The sequence below is a fragment of the Zooshikella sp. RANM57 genome (assembly GCF_050749885.1).
Taxonomy (GTDB): Bacteria; Pseudomonadota; Gammaproteobacteria; order Pseudomonadales; family Zooshikellaceae; genus Zooshikella.
Window position 1 is genome coordinate 1,076,830 of record NZ_JBOIUB010000001.1, and the last position, 20,388, is coordinate 1,097,217.

General features: G+C 37.8%; 18 protein-coding genes. 13 read left to right on the forward strand and 5 right to left on the reverse strand.

Annotated elements, in window-relative coordinates; all coding sequences use genetic code 11:
* Nucleotides 1-136: 136 nt before the first annotated feature.
* Nucleotides 137-928 carry a peptidoglycan DD-metalloendopeptidase family protein gene (locus ACQ96U_RS04185; RefSeq protein WP_431719976.1) on the forward strand — a complete coding sequence of 264 codons (792 nt, stop codon included), beginning with the start codon at nucleotides 137-139 and terminating at the stop codon, nucleotides 926-928.
* 93 nt (nucleotides 929-1,021) lie between these two features.
* Nucleotides 1,022-2,041, forward strand: a complete 1,020-nt coding sequence (gene rpoS / locus ACQ96U_RS04190; RefSeq protein WP_431719977.1) for an RNA polymerase sigma factor RpoS — start codon at nucleotides 1,022-1,024, stop codon at nucleotides 2,039-2,041.
* A 156-nt stretch (nucleotides 2,042-2,197) separates the two neighbouring features.
* On the opposite strand, the gene fdxA is transcribed toward rpoS, so the two are convergent.
* Both fdxA and mutS read right to left on the reverse strand, forming a co-directional pair.
* Nucleotides 2,198-2,521: a ferredoxin FdxA gene (fdxA, locus tag ACQ96U_RS04195; RefSeq protein WP_431719978.1), complete on the reverse strand. Its 324-nt coding sequence runs from the start codon at nucleotides 2,519-2,521 to the stop codon at nucleotides 2,198-2,200.
* 281 nt (nucleotides 2,522-2,802) lie between these two features.
* Nucleotides 2,803-5,439 (reverse strand): DNA mismatch repair protein MutS, encoded by a 2,637-nt coding sequence (mutS, locus tag ACQ96U_RS04200; RefSeq protein ID WP_431719979.1) that lies wholly within the window; start codon nucleotides 5,437-5,439, stop codon nucleotides 2,803-2,805.
* Nucleotides 5,440-5,678: 239 nt separating this feature from the next.
* Between mutS and ACQ96U_RS04205 the strand changes: the two genes are divergently transcribed.
* The 8 genes from ACQ96U_RS04205 to ACQ96U_RS04240 all read left to right on the forward strand — a co-directional run bounded on the left by ACQ96U_RS04205 (nucleotide 5,679) and on the right by ACQ96U_RS04240 (nucleotide 16,294).
* Nucleotides 5,679-6,176: a CinA family protein gene (locus ACQ96U_RS04205; protein ID WP_431719980.1), complete on the forward strand. Its 498-nt coding sequence runs from the start codon at nucleotides 5,679-5,681 to the stop codon at nucleotides 6,174-6,176.
* A 323-nt stretch (nucleotides 6,177-6,499) separates the two neighbouring features.
* Nucleotides 6,500-7,570, forward strand: a complete 1,071-nt coding sequence (recA, locus tag ACQ96U_RS04210; protein ID WP_431719981.1) for a recombinase RecA — start codon at nucleotides 6,500-6,502, stop codon at nucleotides 7,568-7,570.
* A gap of 87 nt (nucleotides 7,571-7,657) precedes the next feature.
* Nucleotides 7,658-8,101, forward strand: coding sequence for a regulatory protein RecX (locus tag ACQ96U_RS04215; protein WP_431719982.1), 444 nt, complete (start codon nucleotides 7,658-7,660; stop codon nucleotides 8,099-8,101).
* Nucleotides 8,102-8,711: 610 nt separating this feature from the next.
* Nucleotides 8,712-9,209 carry a DUF6702 family protein gene (locus ACQ96U_RS04220; RefSeq protein WP_431719983.1) on the forward strand — a complete coding sequence of 166 codons (498 nt, stop codon included), beginning with the start codon at nucleotides 8,712-8,714 and terminating at the stop codon, nucleotides 9,207-9,209.
* Between the two features lie 148 nt (nucleotides 9,210-9,357).
* Nucleotides 9,358-10,944: a multicopper oxidase family protein gene (locus ACQ96U_RS04225; RefSeq protein ID WP_431719984.1), complete on the forward strand. Its 1,587-nt coding sequence runs from the start codon at nucleotides 9,358-9,360 to the stop codon at nucleotides 10,942-10,944.
* A gap of 26 nt (nucleotides 10,945-10,970) precedes the next feature.
* Nucleotides 10,971-12,476 carry a multicopper oxidase family protein gene (locus ACQ96U_RS04230; protein WP_431719985.1) on the forward strand — a complete coding sequence of 502 codons (1,506 nt, stop codon included), beginning with the start codon at nucleotides 10,971-10,973 and terminating at the stop codon, nucleotides 12,474-12,476.
* A 138-nt stretch (nucleotides 12,477-12,614) separates the two neighbouring features.
* Complete coding sequence (locus tag ACQ96U_RS04235) at nucleotides 12,615-14,177, forward strand: multicopper oxidase family protein (protein WP_431719986.1); 1,563 nt, start codon at nucleotides 12,615-12,617, stop codon at nucleotides 14,175-14,177.
* 569 nt (nucleotides 14,178-14,746) lie between these two features.
* Nucleotides 14,747-16,294, forward strand: a complete 1,548-nt coding sequence (locus tag ACQ96U_RS04240; protein WP_431719987.1) for a reprolysin-like metallopeptidase — start codon at nucleotides 14,747-14,749, stop codon at nucleotides 16,292-16,294.
* Between the two features lie 212 nt (nucleotides 16,295-16,506).
* Here ACQ96U_RS04240 and ACQ96U_RS04245 read toward each other — a convergent pair whose 3' ends face one another.
* Nucleotides 16,507-16,890 carry a tetratricopeptide repeat protein gene (locus tag ACQ96U_RS04245; protein ID WP_431719988.1) on the reverse strand — a complete coding sequence of 128 codons (384 nt, stop codon included), beginning with the start codon at nucleotides 16,888-16,890 and terminating at the stop codon, nucleotides 16,507-16,509.
* Between the two features lie 41 nt (nucleotides 16,891-16,931).
* Between ACQ96U_RS04245 and ACQ96U_RS04250 the strand changes: the two genes are divergently transcribed.
* The 3 genes from ACQ96U_RS04250 (at nucleotide 16,932) to ACQ96U_RS04260 (ending at nucleotide 19,137) form a co-directional block, all read left to right on the forward strand.
* Nucleotides 16,932-17,663, forward strand: coding sequence for a GNAT family N-acetyltransferase (locus ACQ96U_RS04250; RefSeq protein WP_431719989.1), 732 nt, complete (start codon nucleotides 16,932-16,934; stop codon nucleotides 17,661-17,663).
* 119 nt (nucleotides 17,664-17,782) lie between these two features.
* On the forward strand, nucleotides 17,783-18,634 hold the full coding sequence (locus ACQ96U_RS04255) for a GNAT family N-acetyltransferase (protein ID WP_431719990.1): 852 nt from the start codon (nucleotides 17,783-17,785) through the stop codon (nucleotides 18,632-18,634).
* A gap of 68 nt (nucleotides 18,635-18,702) precedes the next feature.
* Nucleotides 18,703-19,137 (forward strand): GNAT family N-acetyltransferase, encoded by a 435-nt coding sequence (locus ACQ96U_RS04260; RefSeq protein WP_431720134.1) that lies wholly within the window; start codon nucleotides 18,703-18,705, stop codon nucleotides 19,135-19,137.
* 163 nt (nucleotides 19,138-19,300) lie between these two features.
* Here the strand turns inward: ACQ96U_RS04260 and tmpT are convergent, their stop codons facing one another.
* Nucleotides 19,301-19,816 carry a thiopurine S-methyltransferase gene (gene tmpT, locus ACQ96U_RS04265; protein WP_431719991.1) on the reverse strand — a complete coding sequence of 172 codons (516 nt, stop codon included), beginning with the start codon at nucleotides 19,814-19,816 and terminating at the stop codon, nucleotides 19,301-19,303.
* Between the two features lie 58 nt (nucleotides 19,817-19,874).
* Nucleotides 19,875-20,384 carry a DUF2938 domain-containing protein gene (locus ACQ96U_RS04270; RefSeq protein WP_431719992.1) on the reverse strand — a complete coding sequence of 170 codons (510 nt, stop codon included), beginning with the start codon at nucleotides 20,382-20,384 and terminating at the stop codon, nucleotides 19,875-19,877.
* Nucleotides 20,385-20,388: the final 4 nt, after the last annotated feature.

The window sequence follows — 20,388 nt, forward strand, 5'->3', positions numbered from 1 at the left end:
TCTATTTTTTGTTGATGAAGTTCAAAAAAATGAGTTTTTTAGATTTTTTTATCGTAGGGTTAATTTTGTTTATTTTGTTATGGAATAATAATTACTGTAACATTTTCGTTTTACCGAGCCATCTCAGGTGAAAATAGTGACGTTATACAGTCAAAAATTTGCCGTTTTTTGTTATCACACTTTTATTGTGATGTGTTTTGTTTTGTTGCAAGGGTGTATTTCAGGTGGTTCCTATGCACCTGTTACAGACCGTAATCAAAGGCCAAAAGTAACTTCAGGATTTCATACGGTGAAACCGGGTGAAACGCTTTATTCTATTGCAGCTCATTATGGTTGGGACTATAAAGCGTTAGCAAACGCCAACAATATTCAGCCACCCTACACGATTTATCCTCAGCAGCGTATTGTTTTTGAGCATTCAAAAATAAAATCTGTTGCCAAGAAAAAAGAACCTAAAGTTATAAAACAAACGACTGTTGCAAACAAATCAAAGAGTATAAATGTCAAAAAAACAACTCGAAAAGTAAATCCCAAAAAAGTGTCATCAGTTGCTAATCTTGGGTGGCAGTGGCCTGTGAGTGGAAAAGTTGTTTCACAATTTACTACAAAAGGTAAGGTTAACAAGGGTATTGATATTGAGGCAAAATTAGGTCAGCCTGTTAGCTCAGCGGCCGAAGGAAAAGTTATTTATGCGGGAAGTAGTCCGCTGGGGTATGGAAAATTAATAATAATTGAACATAACAGTAAATATTTAAGCACCTACGGACATATACAATCATTAGCAGTCAAGGAAGGCGACCGGGTTAAAATGGGACAAAAAATCGCAGAACTGGGTAGTAATGGTAGTGCTAAAGCGGTTCTTCATTTTGAGATTCGCCATAAAAATAAAGGCAAACCTGTAAACCCACTGAAGTATTTGCCGAAATAATAACTACTTAACCCATGTACTGCGAATTAATCAGTGTGTCATGGATAGACAACAATAATTATATCAACCTAACCAGACGCAGGATTTATGACTATGGCGCTAAAAAGGGAAAACACTGAATTTTCCGAATACGAGCATGATATGATTCAAGTTCCTGACGAATTTGAAGAATCTGATGATAACGAGTCATTTGAGGCAGATGATAGTAAATCCAGTTCCAGTCATAATCGGTCAGCTTCGGCTGCTAATAAAAAGAACGAAGATGAGGAGGGGTTTTATAAAAGTCTGGACGCAACTCAACTTTATTTGAATGAAATAGGTTACTCTCCATTATTAACGCCAGAAGAAGAAGTACACTATGCTCGACTAGCACTTAAAGGCGATGAGGCGGGTCGGCGTAGAATGATTGAGAGTAATTTACGCTTGGTTGTTAAAATTTCACGACGTTATGTTAATCGGGGATTAACGCTATTAGACCTTATTGAAGAAGGTAATTTAGGACTCATACGTGCCGTTGAAAAGTTTGACCCTGAACGAGGATTTCGTTTTTCGACTTATGCTACATGGTGGATTCGACAAACGATAGAACGGGCTATCATGAATCAAACCAGGACGATACGGTTACCGATTCATGTGGTAAAAGAATTGAATGTTTATTTGCGTGCTGCACGTGAATTAACGCAAAAGCTCGATCATGAACCCTCACCAGAAGAAATTGCTGATTTACTAGACAAGCCTGTTGATGATGTTAAACGAATGTTAGGTTTAAATGAGCGTGTGTCTTCTGTAGATACACCTTTAGGGCCTGACTCTGATAAATCAATACTAGATACAATTTCGGATGAAAATGATGCTGATCCAGCACAGGTATTACAGGAGACAGACTTAAATAGCAGTATTGATAAATGGCTAGGTGAATTATCCGAAAAGCAAAGGGAAGTCATTGCCCGTCGATTTGGCTTAAGAGGTTATGAAACAAGCACTTTAGAAGAAGTGGGACGTGAAATTGGACTGACCCGTGAACGTGTGCGTCAAATACAAGTTGAAGCGCTAAAACGTTTAAGAGTCATTTTGGAAAAACAGGGTTTATCAAGTGACGCATTATTTAGTTAATGGTTAGCCTTATTATTTTCCAATAAAAAACCGAGTAGTATTACTCGGTTTTTTATTGGGCGTTAAATATGAAAAAATATTTAATAAATATATGCTAAAATAAATTAATTAAAAATATATTGCTATTGATATACTCATAGTGATGAGTATAAATATTTAACGCTCTAAATAAGAAAGTTTTCCTTCAACGCCATTCCAGTCATCGGCATCAGAAGGTGCATCTTTTTTCTCTGTTATGTTATCCCATACTTCTGCTAATTCTGCATTCAACTCTTTAAAGTGCTCTTGGTCGTCTGGTAGCTCATCCTCAGCAAAGATAGCATTTGCTGGACACTCAGGTTCACATAATGCGCAGTCAATGCACTCGTCTGGATGAATGACTAAAAAGTTAGGTCCTTCATAGAAACAGTCAACTGGGCAGACTTCAACGCAATCCGTGTATTTGCACTTGATGCAGTTTTCGCCAACTACAAATGCCATGGGTGTTTTACTCCATCAATAATCAGGCTAACCAACAGAAAGTTAGTTTATCAGTTATTAAAAAGACATTATAGATAATCGTTGCTTATAAGCAGCTTTTTCTAGATGAATTTACACTAAATTTATAGCTAAATGAATTAAGTATGCTTAAAAGCGAATAAAACTATACTTATAACGTTGTACCTTTTGTATAGTTTGCATAGGCGTCTAACAAAAGATCACATGGTAGAGTACGTATTATACCCCGAATGAAGGGTATAATACGTGGCTATTTGCTGTAACTATAGCTGTTCCTTAATTTGATACAACATATCCAGCGCTTGGCGTGGTGTCATATTATCAATATTAAGCTTTTCCAATTTGGCAATAACGGGGTGAGGTGCACTTGCAAAAAGGTCAGACTGAATTGGTTCCGCTTTTTTACGTTTGGAAGTTGATTTAGATGTGACCGGTTGTGATGTATTGGCATCAATAGTTTGATGGTCTTCTGTAGCCTGCTGATGAGAATGTGATTCTGCTTCAAGCTGTTGCAGTTTTTCTCGTGCTAAACCGATAACCGAATGGGGTACGCCTGCAAGTTGCGCGACCTGTAAGCCATAACTTTGATTCGCAGGACCTTCATGAACCGTATGCAGAAAGACAATACGCTCATTGTGTTCGGTCGCATTCAGGTGAACATTGACTACATTATGATGAGCATCAGGCAAGGCTGTGAGCTCAAAATAGTGAGTCGCAAACAGGGTGAATGCTTGTACATGTTGTGCTAAGTGTGAGGCACACGCCCAAGCTAATGACAAACCATCAAAAGTACTGGTACCCCGACCAATTTCATCCATAAGGACTAAACTGTTGGGGGTTGCATTATTAAGGATATTCGCAGTCTCAGTCATTTCTACCATAAAGGTTGATCGTCCCCCTGCTAGGTCATCAGATGAACCAATACGGGTGAAAATACGATCAACAATACTGAGCTGGGTTTTAGTGGCGGGTACAAAACTACCAATATGTGCTAAAAGCGCAATGAGTGCTGTCTGTCGCATATACGTTGACTTACCACCCATGTTTGGCCCAGTAATAATCAACATACGACGATCGCTGCACAGTGAGACATTATTCGCCACAAATGGCTCATCTAATACCTGCTCAACGACCGGATGACGACCTTCTTCAATGTTTAGTCCAGGAGCATCTATAAAGGTTGGTTGACAGAAATTCAGTGTTTCTGCACGTTCAGCTAAGTTATTAAGCACATCCAGTGCAGCCAGTGCAGATGCTGTTTCTTGAAGTGGTGCTAGGTCGGTAGCCAGTGTTTCTATCAACTGTTCATAGAGCTGCTTTTCCCTTGCAAGTGCACGACTTTTACTACTGAGTGCTTTATCTTCGAAGGTTTTTAGTTCTGGTGTGATGAAACGTTCAGCATTTTTTAAGGTTTGTCTACGAATATAATGGGTTGGTGCTTGTTGTGCTTGCTGACGGCTGATTTCAATAAAATAGCCATGAACGCGGTTATACCCCACCTTTAGTGTGCTAATGCCCGTTTTTTGTCGCTCTTCCGTTTCTAGTTTGATGAGGTAATCGCCAGCATTTTCACTGATGGCGCGTAGCTCATCAAGCTCATCATCATAGCCCTCGGCGATCACACCACCATCACGAATAACTACAGGAGGATTAGGTATAATCGCACGTTGTAGCAAGTCGACAAGTGTCGGGTAAGTGCTGATTTGAGTAACCAGTGTCTCAATTAAGCCACCATTTATTGCTTGCAGTAAGTCTTGTAAGTCCGGTAATACGGCAAGTGCATCCCGTAGACGGGCTAGGTCGCGTGGACGTGAGGAGCGAAGGGCTATACGTGCCAATATACGTTCAATATCACCAATCTGTTTTAGGGTTTGGTGTATACCTTCATAGTGATAGTTTTCCAGTAACGCCGTAATGGTTTGTTGCCGCAGTGCTAATGTATGGTGGTCACGCAGTGGGCGGTTTAACCAGCGGTTAAGGAGTCGGCTACCCATTGCTGTAGACGTATGATCCATTACTGAAAGTAAGGTGTTATCTCGGCTGCCGGATAGATTGGTAGTGATTTCCAAATTACGACGAGTAGCAGCGTCAAGAATAACACTTTCTTCATGACGATCGACATGAAGAGCACGTAAGTGCGGCAGGGCAGTGCGTTGGGTTTCTTTTGCATACTGTAAAAGGGATCCTGCAGCTTCAATCGCTATGGATAAGTGCTCACAACCAAAACCTGCTAAATCTTGAGTGCCAAACTGATGTGTGAGTTGTTGATAGGCAGACTCATAATCAAAATCCCAAGGTGCGCGTTTTCGAACACCCTTATATGGTTGTAACAATGACCCGTAATCTTTTTCTTCACTGACTAGAATTTCAGCAGGCGACAGTCGTTGTAGTTCTGCCTGTGCTGCTTCAAATCCGGTTAATTCAGTCACATGAAAGCGACCACTGCTAATATCTAAGGTAGCTAACCCATAGGTTGACTCATGGCAGTGAAGCGCAGCCAGCAAATTGTCTTGTCGTTCTTCTAATAGCGCTTCGTCACTAATGGTTCCAGGCGTTAAAATACGTACTACTTTTCTTTCTACTGGTCCTTTACTGGTAGCGGGATCACCCACTTGTTCGCAGATTGCGACAGATTCCCCCAATTTGACGAGTTTTGCTAAGTAGCCATCAACAGAGTGAAAAGGGATACCTGCCATTGGGATGGGTTCACCTGCAGACTGGCCTCGCGCTGTTAATGTAATATCCAGTAAGTGGGCTGCTTTTTTGGCATCATCATAAAATAACTCATAAAAATCCCCCATTCGATAAAACACAAGCTCCTCACGGTGCTGCTGTTTTATCTTCAGGTATTGTTGCATCATGGGGGTGTGTTGAGCTTGTTGTTGCTTTACTTTAGTCATCGATAACAAACGATCTCTTTGCTCACATAGGAAAACAGATAATGGGAGAGGATTTTAAGGGTTTATGAGTCACTGACAACCGACTTTTAATAATAATGACAAAAGTCCTTGTTTTGGATTGGGAGACATCGAATAAACTCTCAGGGATATAGAGCAGTCGTCGTATTTTTTCAGTTAAATCGCGTTACATTACGCTATAGGTTGTACGATTGAAAGTGTTGAATAACGTGTGGTGAATTATGGATACATTTGAAGATCAGGCTTACGTACTTGCCGAAACAGTGGGTCAAGCACTAAAACAAAGTGAGCTGAAGTTAGCAACAGCAGAATCTTGTACCGGTGGGTGGGTTGCCCAAGAAGTGACAGCCGTGCCTGGTAGTTCTGCCTGGTTTGAAGGTGGTTTTGTGACCTATTCTAATGAGGCCAAACATCACATGCTGGGTGTTTCGCTGGCTGTGCTAGAGGAGTTTGGCGCAGTAAGTGAGCCTGTTGTCATTCAAATGGCTGAAGGTGTTTTACTGCATACGCGAGCAGATCTTGCCATTGCTATTAGCGGCATTGCTGGGCCAACAGGTGGAAGCCATGTCAAACCAGTAGGTACTGTTTGGATTGCATGGTCTGCAACAGGTCGTCAGACGTTGACCAGGCACTTTGAGTTTAACGGTGATCGTCGTCAGATACGTCAGCAAGCCGTGTTAGCGGCACTTACTGGCATAATGGACCGGCTAAGGAATTAGTCTTTAAGGTGCGTTCAACACTACCAGGTTATAACCGTTTACCAAAAGTGTTCGGTTGAATCTTTAGTTGTGCATATAGGGTTATATAATAAATGCTGGATTGTTTTTATACGGTTATTGTCTCATTAAAAATCTTCCATCTGATTGCAACTCATAAGAATTGAGCTTTAGGTTAAGTGCCTGGTGGTAGAGAGATGATCTAGTTAAAAAAAATACTGTTTTATACTAGGCGGAATGGGAAATCTATGACATAATACTGAATATATATACAGTACTGGTGTTTCTCGCCTGTTTCGTCCTTTTGCTTCACGAGGTGTGATTTGATGGATGACAACAAGAAAAAAGCCTTAGCCGCTGCAGTTTCCCAAATTGAACGACAGTTTGGGAAAGGTGCCATCATGCGGATGGGGGATCATGAACAAGAAGCTATTCCAGCCATTTCAACAGGCTCATTAGGTTTAGATATTGCTCTGGGTATTGGTGGTTTACCAAAAGGACGTATCGTTGAAATTTATGGACCAGAGTCTTCAGGTAAAACAACACTCACATTGCAAGTCATTGCTGAAGCGCAAAAACAAGGGGCTACGTGTGCCTTTGTCGACGCTGAGCATGCGCTTGACCCTGAATATGCACGTAAGCTAGGGGTAAGCGTTGATAACCTTTATGTATCTCAGCCTGATACTGGAGAGCAAGCGCTTGAAATCACGGACATGTTGGTTCGTTCGGGTGCGGTTGATGTCATTATTGTTGACTCTGTTGCCGCGTTAACGCCTAAGGCTGAAATTGAAGGCGAAATGGGCGATACTCATGTCGGCCTTCAAGCCCGCCTTATGTCGCAAGCCCTGAGAAAAATTACGGGTAATATCAAACAGGCGAACTGTCTTGTTATCTTCATTAACCAAATCAGAATGAAAATAGGTGTCATGTTTGGTAACCCTGAAACGACAACAGGAGGCAATGCGCTCAAGTTTTATGCTTCTGTGCGTTTGGATATCCGTCGTACAGGGTCTGTCAAGCAAGGTGAAGAAGTCATTGGCAATGAAACCCGCGTAAAAGTCGTTAAAAATAAGGTTTCACCTCCTTTCCGTCAGGCTGAGTTTCAGATCCTTTATGGTAAAGGTATTTATCATATGGGTGAGGTTATAGATCTTGGTGTTAAAGATGGCCTTGTTGATAAGGCTGGTGCCTGGTACTCCTATAATGGAAATAAAATTGGCCAGGGCAAAGCGAATGCAGCACAGTATTTAGAAGACAATCCTGAGATTGCTTGGGAAATTGAGAAAAAAATACGTCAGAAGCACGGCACGCTTGCTAGTGAGGATGCACCTCAAGAGGCTGCTGAACCTGTGACTAAAGAAAAGAAAGGAAAATCAAAAGCGACAACCGCTGAGTAGTACTTTTATTTGGTATCAGAGATAAAAGGTATACCTACATACAGGTATACCGAACGTTTTAAAACAAACAGTTTACACCCGTATTGTATGACCATTTCTCTCGCCGTTCTGCGACAGTCAGCACTAACACTGTTGGCTCGTCGCGATTTTTCTACTGCCGAACTAACTTCCCGACTTCGACAAAAGACAACAGATGATAGTCTTATCCAACAAGTAATTGAGCAATTACTTGAAAAAGGCTGGTTAGATGACCATCGAGTTGCTGCATCGTTTGTTAGACAACGAATAGATAGAGGGCATGGGCCTATGCGTATCCGTCAGGACATGCGTGCTCGTGGGTTTACCGTCGAAATGGTAGAGCAAGCATTGGAAGAGTATGAGCCAGACTGGGAAGAGGTTGCACTACTGGCATGGCAAAGAAAGTTTTCATCCGTGCCTAAAGATGATAAAGAAAAAGTAAAACATATTCGCTTTCTACAATATCGAGGCTTTTCATACGATATTATTAGGCGTGTGTTGAATAGAGTGTAACAAAATACACCTTCTGTATTTTTATGCTTTAAAAGCTGGTTTACCTAGGCCCTCTGATCAAAAAGTCTGAATAATGTTCGACTAACACGCCGTGAATCCTTCCTTGGAGGCTTGGGTGCCGCATTCTTGCCGACGCACATTACCCAACCTTTGTTTGTCTTTCGTGCCTATTAGAATACTACAGCAATTCTTTTTAAATTCTTGGGAATAGCAAGATGTTGGTTTGCCTTAACTTTAAAAATGACTATACGCATTGTTAGTACACATTATTACAATTTATGCTGATTAGTTAGTCTATCCTGAAAATTATTATGACTAATAGTTTATTGTCGTCAAAAGTAGAGTGTTGAAGATAGATACTTTCTTGGTAAATAGAAAAAGAAAATAAGACTGAATAAGTGACTGTTAAGTAATAATATTCGCTATTTTTTATAATGCGGATGAAAGATTGCGACAAAAAAAGACAAAAAAATAGTTGTCTTAACTGGAGTCTGCTGTATTGTTGTTTTTATGAAGATCGATAGTCATTGTCATACAGTTGTTAGTATGCTGTTATGAAATTTTAGTGCTCTATCAATAGTAATGAGTGCATAGTAAAAAGGAATTTATAATGCTCTCGAACCTTTTTTATAAATCATTTTTTTTAAGTTTGTTTTTGTTTAGTGAATTAACTTATTCTCACACAAACTTTATCTCATTCTATAATATTATACTCACGCCTGGTTCAAGTTATATTCATGGTTCATTTGCGCAGCAGGGAGTAGATATTGCGCTAAGAATTTATTATGGTAAAGAGCGTTATAGTAAACTAAATATAAAAGAAAAAGAAAAGCTGTTGGGTCGCTATTTGTTAAATAATATAAGTATAAAAATTGGTGGCGAAAAAATCGTATTAGATGTAAATGATGTGCGATTTGGTCGTCATGAAACAAATGTTAACATTAATATGCTTAATGTGCTAAAGAAAGTAAATGAGTTGGATGTTAAAATAACTGCTATGTCAGAGATTGGAAATCAGCAAAATGTGGTTGTATTAAAATTTGAAAATAAAAAAGAAAAAATAATTTTATCGAGGAAAAATAATTTCAAGTATAAGGTGTTGGGTTGAGCTAGTGAAATAATGTAGTAAAAGACTGATTTGAACTCGATATAAGCAGTTAATAATTATCATGTTGAGCCTTATTTGGCTTCAAAAGGGTGGATTTATTTGACGTGAAGCCCTAAGATTAAAATTTTCAAATTGGAAAGGTAATGTAATGGACCGCAGGAACTTTATTAAATATGGAGCCACTTTATCATCGGGATTGGCGTTTAGTTCTGTGGGGCTTTCTGCACTAAATTCTTCAGGATCTTCCGAAGGGCTTAATTATCAGCAAAAAAAACACATTTCAGAGTATAATCCATTATATATACCACCGCTATTATATAACCCTTTCGCTAAACGTTATCGTATGCCAACGTTATATGTACAAGATACATTTCATGAATTTTATCCTGAAAAAAAATCCCCTGCCACAGGACTTTCAACTTTACAGCATCACTGCTCATATTTTGGCCCAACTATCAAAGTTAAACAAGGAGATGTTGTAGACTTTTCTATTGTTAATTTACGACAAGAACCTGTTACAAATCATTGGCATGGGTTACATATACCTGGTCGTTTAGATGGTGGGCCTCATCAAATGATTCAGCCAGGTGAAACTTGGAATATAACCATGCCTATTCGGCAAGAAGCAGCTACTTGCTGGTACCATGATCATACCTGTGGCAAAACTGCGGAACATGTTTATTTTGGCCATGCAGGGTTGTTTTTGATAGAAGATACTCATAGTACTTTTTTAGGAATTCCGGATATTTATGGAGTTAATGAAATTCCAGTTATTGTTCATGATAAGCTTTTTAACACAAATTTTGAGCAAATTTATGACTTAAGAGGTGGTCCTATCTTTTTAGGCGATAATATATTAGTGAATGGTACGATAAGTCCATATTGTAAAGTAAACCCAGGCTGGGTGCGTTTAAGAATATTAAACGGTGCGAATGATAGACACTTTGACTTTTACTTTAAGGATGGACGAAGTTTTTATGTTATTGCAGGAGATGGTGGTTTTTTAAACCAACCAGTACAAATTGATCAACTTACGTTGTACTCAGGAGAGCGTGCTGAAATTATGATTGATCTATCACAGGATGGTGGTGGTATTATCGATCTAATGGCTAAAACGATCGTTGTTGATCCGGGTGGCGGCGACTTGTTTGTTAAAATTATGCGACTGGCTATTGAAGATAGTTTTGAGCTTCCTGCTGCTTTACCATCTCGGTTAAGGAAAAAATGGATCAACTGGGAGGAAGAAATTAAATCAGCACCTCAAGATATATCCAGATCTTTTGATTTAAGTAGTAATAGTACTCTAACGGAAATGTATATAAATAATAAAGCCTATGACATGAAAGTTATAAATGATATTGTTCCTCGTGGTGTTCTTGAAGTATGGGAGGTTAAGTCTCTGCGAGGAGGACATCCCTTTCATGTGCATGGTTGTTCATTTCTTGTTATGGAGATTGATGATGAGCCTCCTCCAGATGAGTTTAAAGGCTGGAAAGATACAGTGGTACTACCATTGCCAGAGCCAGGTACTCCTGTAGGAAAATACTACAAGGCAAAAATTTTAGTAAAATTTGACCATACAACCTATCGTGCTAACACTAGCAATCAGAATATTAGTGGTTTAAAAGACCAAAAAGAGTTGATCTATCATTTCCCCTATATGTATCACTGCCATTTACTTGAGCATGAAGATAAAGGTATGATGGGGCAGTTTATAGTGTACGATGAAGCCTGAAAATTTAATTATAATAAGGTAAAGGAATGGATCGACGTCAGTTTTTAACTGTTGCGTCTGGAGTGGGCGCATTGGGTATTTTGTATTCTGGCTTAAAAACAGATAATATAAAGTACGAAGTAGAGTTAACTGAAAGTGATAATGTACTGTATATTCCTCCAATGCTGAATGATCCATTTTCTGACTTTTATAGCTTACCAACCCTAACGATAAATAATAAAACGCATAGTTTTTTTCATAATATTGTATCTTCTTCTATAGGTTTATCTTCATCACAGCATCAACTGAATTACCTAGGGCCAACTATAAAAGTAAAACGTGGCGATGTTGTTAAATTATCGATTAAAAACCAAACTAATGAAGTAACTATGAATCACTGGCATGGTTTGCATATTCCAGGAAGTGTTGATGGCAGTCCCCACCAGTTGATAAATCCAGGAGAAAGTTGGAACACTACATTACATATTCAGCAAGAAGCTGCTACTTGTTGGTATCACCCATTAGGTTATGAGTTGGGCATTCAACAGATGTACTTAGGCTATGCGGGGCTTATGATTGTTGAAGATGAAAGTAATAAGTCATTGAATATGCCTGTCACATATGGTTTGGATGATATTCCGCTTATTGTTCAGGATAAAAATTTTGATAGTGAAGGGAAGGAAATATTTAATCTCAACACACGCTACAGGGGGAACACACTAGTTATCAATGGCACCGTTAAGCCATATATTTCTGTTTCACCTGGCTGGGTTCGTTTTCGGATTGTAAATGCCACACAAAGTCGGATTTTGGATTTTTCTTTTACTAATGACTCAATATTTTACCAAATTGCAACAGATGGCGGAATGTTGAATGCCCCCATTGCTATAAAAAAAGTAAGAGTAGCACCAGGTCAGCGCTGTGAGCTAATGTTGTTAATTGAGGAAAAACAGCAAAATATTGCAATTAACATTGTGGATAGTTTTTGGAATGATTTATCAGTTCTTGCACTAAAAGTTTTGGTTGAAGATGTTGCCTGTACTGATACGGTATTGCCTAATAGTTTGAGGCAAAATAGTCTCAATGTTAACTTTAATCTTGTAGATACATTGCCAATAGTAAAAAAAATATCAACAGACGAAGTTGAAACAGCAAAAAAAAATATATTGGAAAAAACAATCTTCAATATGAATGAAATTGAGAGTGCTGTTGTTCGAGATAAAGATGAAGTTTGGGAGGTAGAAGTAAAGGGGAATTACACTTTTCATATCTATGGAACTTCATTTCTAGTAGTTAGTATAAATGGCATTCCTCCTGAGAGTTGTGGATGGCTGGATACTATTACAATAGGGGGAAGGGGGAATGAATTGCATAAAATGAAGATACTCATTAGTTTTAATACGACCACATATCGACATGGTGTAAACCAGTTTCAAGCTGCCTATAATCCGACTAACTTGAAGTACCATGTTCCTTACTTATATCAGCTGGTAAGTATGGATGAACAGGGTGTTAGTAAAATCGGTCAATTTTCTGTTATTGAACAAACCTAAACTTTATAATCAGATATTTTGAAACTCTTGTAAAAATGCAGGCTTACCTCTTAAGAAGTACTCGAAGTTTTATATTGAAAACAAAAATAAATAAAAAAATTATTCATGTTTAGTATATAAAAATTAAAGGGTACATATATGGAGCGTAGAGATTTTATTAAATATGGAGCTGTGTTTTCTTCGGGAGTTGCACTAACTTCAGCAGGGGTTTCTATTGGTGGTCACTCTCGACCATTAGAGGGACTTTCTTATCGGCAAAAAAAAGCTATTTCTGATTATAATCCTCTTTGTGTCCCCCCCCTGTTGTATACCCCTTATACAAAACGATATCGTATGCCAACTCTGTATATTCAAGATACCAAACATGAGTTTTATCCGGGGAAAAAATCCTATGCTACTGGCATTTCTACTTTACAACATCATTGCTCATATTTAGGCCCTACAATTAAAGTCAAGCGAGGTGATGTTGTTGATTTCTCTATTGTAAATTTAAGATCAGAGTCAGTAACCAATCATTGGCATGGCCTACATATACCCGGTCGTTTAGATGGTGGTCCTCATCAGATGATTCATCCAGGCGAAACTTGGAATATCAGTATGCCAATTCATCAAGAAGCTGCAACTTGCTGGTACCATGATCATACCTGTGGTAAAACAGCTGAACAGGTATATTTTGGTCATGCAGGAATGTTTATTATAGAGGATAAAAATAGCTATTCGTTGGGTTTGCCAGATATTTATGGGGTTAATGATATACCAATTATTTTGCAAGATAAGCTTTTTGACGATACCGGACAGCAGATTTATGATCGAAAACCAAACAGAGTATTTGTAGGTGATACATATTGTATAAATGGAGTAGCTAATCCATTTATATCAGTAATGCCAGGGTTTGTAAGATTCAGGATATTAAATGCATCTAATGCACGGCCATATAATCTATTCTTTAATGATACTACATTTTATGTTATTGCTTCTGATGGAGGGTTTTTAAACCAGCCTGAACAAGTTGAAAAAATTTTGGTTCTTCCAGGTGAGAGGGTTGAAATAATAGTTGACTTTTCAAAATTTAGAGGTGGTATGCTAGAGATGAAGGCAATTACACTACCTTCTGATCCCTTTGATCCTGATTATATTACAGTGAGTATAGCAAAGATTGTAGTAAATTCTTTTCAATTAAAAGAAACGATCTTAGCTAATAGTTTAAGAAATAGTAAAATTAAGAGAGACTTGATTACTAATACATTGTCTGATGTATCTAGATCATTTGAACTTACAGTAGACGATGAATTATCAAAAATGAGTATTAATAATAAAGAATTTGATATGAAGTTTATCAATGAACAAGTAAAAATAGACATGTCTGAGATATGGGAAATAAAATCCTTGAAAGGAGGTCATAACTTTCATGTTCATGGCTGCTCGTTTTTGGTTCTTGAGCTATATGGAAAAGAGCCAGACAATACTCTAAAAGGATGGAAGGACACAATCGCACTGCCAAAACGTATTGGTGAAATGGATGAAGGTGAGTATCATACTTGCAAAATACTGGTAGAATTTAACCACAATACTTATCGAAAAGAATATATGAAAGATATAGAAAATCGATCGGATATTAATTATCATATTCCTTATATGTATCATTGTCATGTACTTGAGCATGAAGATAAAGGCATGATGGGACAGTTTATAGTATACTGATTATAATTAGTTAAATCAGTTATTTTAATGTTATTGGAGATTTTGTGTGTCTACTCTCAATTGACCCTATGTGTTATTACGAAAGTTGCTGGGCTGTAAATCATTCTCGCTAATTCTGCTCACGCCATAAATAATGCATGACACATTGTATAAAATTACCCCAGAGTAATTGCGTATCATTTTATTAAAATAAGTATGACAATCTTTAATTGTACCGTGATCTTGTTCTCTAAGAAATTGCTCGACATTACCATTCAGTAAACCATTGGTTGTGTTTTTTTAAAAATTTTTTCAGGTTTTGCTATGGGAAAGTGAAAGATATCGTGCATAAAAATACTCATGGAGTATGTTTAAGAATGTATGGATTAATATAAAAAGTAAAAAATATATTTTAAATTGTTAATGACCGCCTTGCTGATAGTATCATATGTTTCCATAGGTATTAATATGGTACGAATGTATGCCTTTTTGTGTGGTGTTATCTGTAGTTCTACTAATAGAATAATAAAGGTTTACAAATAGAATGACATGACTTTAAAAAGTTTTATTCTATTTGGAATATATTGAGTATGATAAAAAATAAACCAGGTAATTCCATTATAAAAACTACCTTGTTGCTTCCATTTTTAGGTGTAACAAGTGTTCTTGCTGGTACAAAAGTACATGAAGTTGATGTCTTGGTTGTGTATACGCCAAAAGCAGAAGAGGTATACCAAAAAAATAATCAAAATATCAACAAGAAAATTATTGATTATATTGCATTTACTAATAAAGCATTCGAAAACAGTAAGGTTGATATTAAGCTGAACTTAGTGGAACAGTACCCTGTAGAAACATCCCTGATGCCTGTTGATGGACAAGAAATCACTAAGGCGTTAGAAGAAAGTGGACAAAATAGAACATTGCGTGACTTACGTGCTCGATATCATGCGGATTTGGTTTTAACATTATTTGAGGTTGATGGTGCAAGTGGTAGTGGTATAACCTGCGGACTAACAGCACCTGGTTATTTCCTTTATAATAAAGGTGCTTTTTCTATACAGAATATTAATAATGCATATGCTGTTGTTAATGTTAATGATCAGTGCTCTGAATATAGTATTAACCCTGATAGTAATGAAACAGCCTATCATGTTGCTCATGAGTTAGGACATCTCTTTGGATTAAACCACGGACTGTCCACAGAGCAAAAATCATTTCCAGATTATCAAACACTTTATAATGAGTACTTTGATGTATTAAAAGATATTAATTTTTATGGAAAAAAAGTGCCCACATTAGGAGGAATTAATACCATTAATGACGCAATTGACGCTCAAGTATTTTCGGGTCAGTATCCTTTTGCGTTTGGGTATGCTACAAAAGGCAAGGATCGTGTTGCTTCAATAATGACGTATCCACAAGATCATGGTATGGCTGATCGAGTACCTTATTTTTCGAATCCATCCATAAAAGTCTGTGAGTATGGAATAGAGCCTTGCTATGATGATGAAAAAATGAGTCTGGGTGGGAAAATAGCGGGGGGGCTGGAAGCTAATAATGCAAAAGCGTTAAACATCGCAGCGCCTCATGTAGCCAATTTTTGTATGTCATCGAAACAATTAGTGGGTACTAAAAAGTCTTCTCTACAGAAGTTGCCTAACTCCAGTAGTATAAATTGGCATCCCGATTCTTGGACAATTAGCTTTTCTGAAGAAAAATTGGAAGGTATCTATCCCTGGATTCCAGGAAATGATCAATTTACATTTGTTGAAGAAGTCATTAGTGGTGAAGTTGAAAAAGTTCTCCAAGTAGAAAACAGTGTTAACCTACCCACATTGGGTATCAATATGACCTGTGCAATGCAACCAGGGAAAAAATACCAAGTTAAGGCAAGTTTGAAAGGGTTAGCAAAAGGACAAGCAACACTTTGGATCTATTATGAAACGACTGATGGTAAAAAAGACTGGTTTTCAGCTGCACAAAGCCAAGTTGATGATAATAGTTGGACAGAGTTAGAAACGGCTATCGAATTGCCAACTAATTTAATGACAATTCATCTTGTTATTAATGGTGTTGAAAAGAGTAAAGGATTTTTATTAAACGAGCTGGATATAGCTGAAAATCGCCCAATATAATCACTGTCCTGGTTGTCACCTTAGATATTATTTGAGTTAGGTGCACTGATTATTTTTTTACCACCCAGTCATGTTGTATAACGTGACTGGGGAGTAGTTAAATGCGCCTGCGTAAATTGCATTCTCACCATCCATAGTGGCCAAGAGCGCTGATAACAAACCTTAAAAGTGATTCGTGAAGGGTATATCAATGACCAAGTAGGAATATATTGCTACTTGGTGTTATCTAATTGTTTATTGCACCGCTTAAGGAAAACAAGCATTTCTTTTTCTGCTTGCTTATCACCTTTACTCCGAGCGATTACTATACCTTGTTGGTAAGTATCAGCAGCGTTTTTCCACTCTTCCAATTGAACATAACTTTTTCCTAGCAATTTCCAGGCTGCGGAGTAGTTTTTATCATGTTGTAAACAGGCGGTGAAATGCTCAATAGCTTTCTCTGGCTGTAGGCAATCCAGGTAAGCTTTTCCCAAGCCAAATCTTAACATGGCATTGTCCTGGCCTTGCTGTAATAGCTTTTCGAGTTGTTTAATCATGGATAACGACTTTTGTTTAGTAGGAATACCCATCACTGAGGGTATAATATTGACATTCATTTTGGAAGTAACAAGTCACCGTACAAGCAGTAAGGGATTTAATGGACATTAATACATACAACAAATTAGTAGAGGCTATTCGGAGCTTTGTGGTGGGGTGGAGTCAATCACGCACTCAAGGTGAAGTTGTGCTAACACATAGCACTAGTGGTGTGATCTGCTCTTTTAGTACGGTTATTGGTACAGTTAAACGTAAGCATGAGGCGTTTATATGGAATTTAAAGGAATTTGATCTGCAATCGTTTAGGACAAGTATCAACCAAGAGCAGCATTTTATTACGCTCTTTAACATCGGATTGTCTGCATACAAACAGCTTGATCAGCAACAGTATTTGCCTGTGGCTCAAGAACGGTTGATGTCTTTAGCGATGAACCAGCTTCAAGCACAGAAACCTCAACATGATGTTAAAGTGCTAAATAGTAATGATGAGGTGAATTGGTTTAACGAGCAGCGAGGGGCTGATGTTGTTTGCTTAGATAGGTTTAATAAAAATGGAGTTGTTATGTACTATCTACGTGATGGACAAAATCTAATATCATGGGCTCGGGCAATTTTTGCTGGCAATGAAATGATTATTGATGATGTACAAACGCACCTCAGTTATAGAAGACAAGGGCTGTCTAAACAGATCATGAGCCATATTATCTATGAAGCACAACAGGCGAATATAACACAGTTACGACTTGCCGCATCAGAGCTAGGTCAAAAGTTATACAGGCATTTAGGATTTCAGTCTGATAGTGAAATGTTGGTCTTTTCTTCAGTAGGTTAATTTGCTTTATACATTCAATGAACTTCATCGGGCAAGTCTCACTACAATGTATTTTTATGGCTATAATTGCATTCTCACCATACTCTTTAAGGAAACAGGAAGCATCATAAGGAGATCTAATGAAGCAAAATAACTACATAATCCGAACAATGACTCGTGAGGAAGTTAATATAGCTATTGACTGGGCAGCGAAAGAGGGGTGGAACCCTGGGCTTCATGATGCAGAATGTTATTATCTCACGGATCCAAATGGCTTCCTAATCGGTTTGCTGGATGGTGAACCTATTGCAACATTATCCGTCGTTAAATATGGGGCAGCATTCGGTTTTCTCGGTTTTTATATTGTACATCCTAAATATCGTGGTCAAGGCTATGGTTTGAAAATATGGGAAGCAGGCATTCACTATCTGAAAGGATGTAATATTGGCTTAGATGGTGTTGTTGAGCAACAAGCAAATTACAAAAAATTTGGCTTTAAGTTAGCCTATCGAAATATCCGATTTGAATGCTTCGGTTGTGATAATTTACCCACTAATGCCAATGTTATTACGCTTTCTCAAGTGCCATTTGAAGCTATTGAGCAATATAACCAATCATTTTTTCCGGCAAAAAGAACAGCCTTCATGAATGCATGGATTAATCAGCCAGACTGTAAGGCTCTCGGCATTATACAAAATGATCATTTGGTTGGTTATGGTGTAATGCGTAAAGCGTTAAATGGCTACAAGGTTGGGCCACTTTATGCTGATAATCCTGCATATGCTAATGCTATTTTTGCTTCATTAATACAAGCTGTAGATCCATTACAACCTGTCTATCTTGATATACCTGAAGTCAATCAAGAAGCCCTCACGTTAGCAGAACATTATAATATGAAGAAGGTTTTTGAAACAGCTAGAATGTATACGGGGGAATTGCAAGATTTGCTATTAGACCAACTTTATGGTGTAACTTCATTTGAAGTGGGGTAAATGATACTGTTTTTTTAGCTATTTTATAGAGCAAAAGTGAATCATGAAGTTTATAGAAGTCAGTGATTATGATTATTAGAGATGGTAGTTTTGAAGAAGCCTTGTTAATACACAATAGTGTAACAGAGTTAAATCATATTTCTTCTGTGGCATATTTTTTAGACAGAATAGCTTCATGTCAATATAAGCTGTTAGTTGCAGAGGTTTCAGGTAAGCTGGCTGGGTATAAGCTAGGTTACTGGGAGGGAGACAAGACCTTTTATAGCTGGCTAGGTGGTGTACATCCTGAATTTCGTCGCATTGGAATTGCACAAAAACTCATTGAAAGCCAGGAAGCTTATTTGCGAGTAAGTGGTACACACAAAATTAGAGTTAAAAGTATGAACAAGTACCCTGGTATGCTTATTTTACTTATTAACAATGAATACCACATTACTGATGTTATATCTTCTCCGTCAGGTGAAAATAAAATTGTGTTTACTAAGTTTTTATCTGAACCTTAATGTTGACTGGGTTTTATACCATTTCACGAATACCATTTTTCATAGTGGAGATAACAGCCAAATTTTTTCATCAACTGCATAATTTCCTTTTAACCCACCTTGTACAGGTTCACTTTCAAGGGAGGTAATTGTGTAGCTATCGTTGTAGTGTTGGACAATTTCTTCATGATGGACTGAAAAAAGGGGGGCCTTCCATTAAGCTTTGATTATATTCATAACTAATAAGCAGTTGGGGGGCATTATTGGTTATTGTTTTGAGGTGAGCTGTATAGCGCTGACGCATTTCTTTTGGCAAAGCTACCAATGCGGCTCGGTCATAAATGCCATCAACCGCACCAAGCAATTCATAGGATAAATCAAAAATATTTCCTACAAATATATCGATATTTTGTGCACTGTATCGCGTTACTTTTCCTAAGTTTATAATATTGGCTTGCACGCCAAGCGTGATAAATAATTGCTTGATTGCCACTTCACTTAAGTCAATACCTGTTATGTGGTAGCCATTAGCAAGTAGCCAAGCAATATCCAATGTTTTACCGCATAAAGGTACAAAGACACGGCTGCTTTGTTTAAGTGTCAGCGTTTTAAAGTATTTGGTTAATCCTGGATTTGTTTCAGCTTCATGGAAAGCAATTTCATTTTCTTGCCACCGGTTCAGCCAATAATGTGGATTCATAATAATAGTCCTGAAAGTTTATTGGTTTATATAAGGGTGAGCGTAATCGTTATCACGGCTAATCATATATGCTTAACAAGTAACTTGTCGGTAGGGCGGATAGATAAAGCCCAAAACCAAATACTGTATGTGTTATTAAACTTTTTAGTCTTGCTCGCGTTGGATAAGGTGTTTTACTGGCTGCAATACCCAGTCCCATTGATGGTTGCATTATGAAAAATGGTATCAGTACGGTAATTATTCCAACCAATAATGCAGGAAACAGCGTAGGATATGCTAACCAGTGACCTTGTGTTGGTATTACAAGTGTAAAAACAAATGCAATACCAATAAGGTAGTGACTAATCCAACCTATTATACATTCTGCAGTTTTTTTTGGGGTTTTAGCAATATTATAATGCTTGAAAGTACCAGAAGGCATATGAAGAATCCAACGGCCAACCAGGCAATAATTAAGTGAAGTTATGTTGAAGGTGCGATGTAAAAATATTGTCCAAAGATCCATGATGAGTGTCGCCACTAGGCCAACAATAACCGCTCCATAAAAGTGAATATATTCAATGCTCATAAAA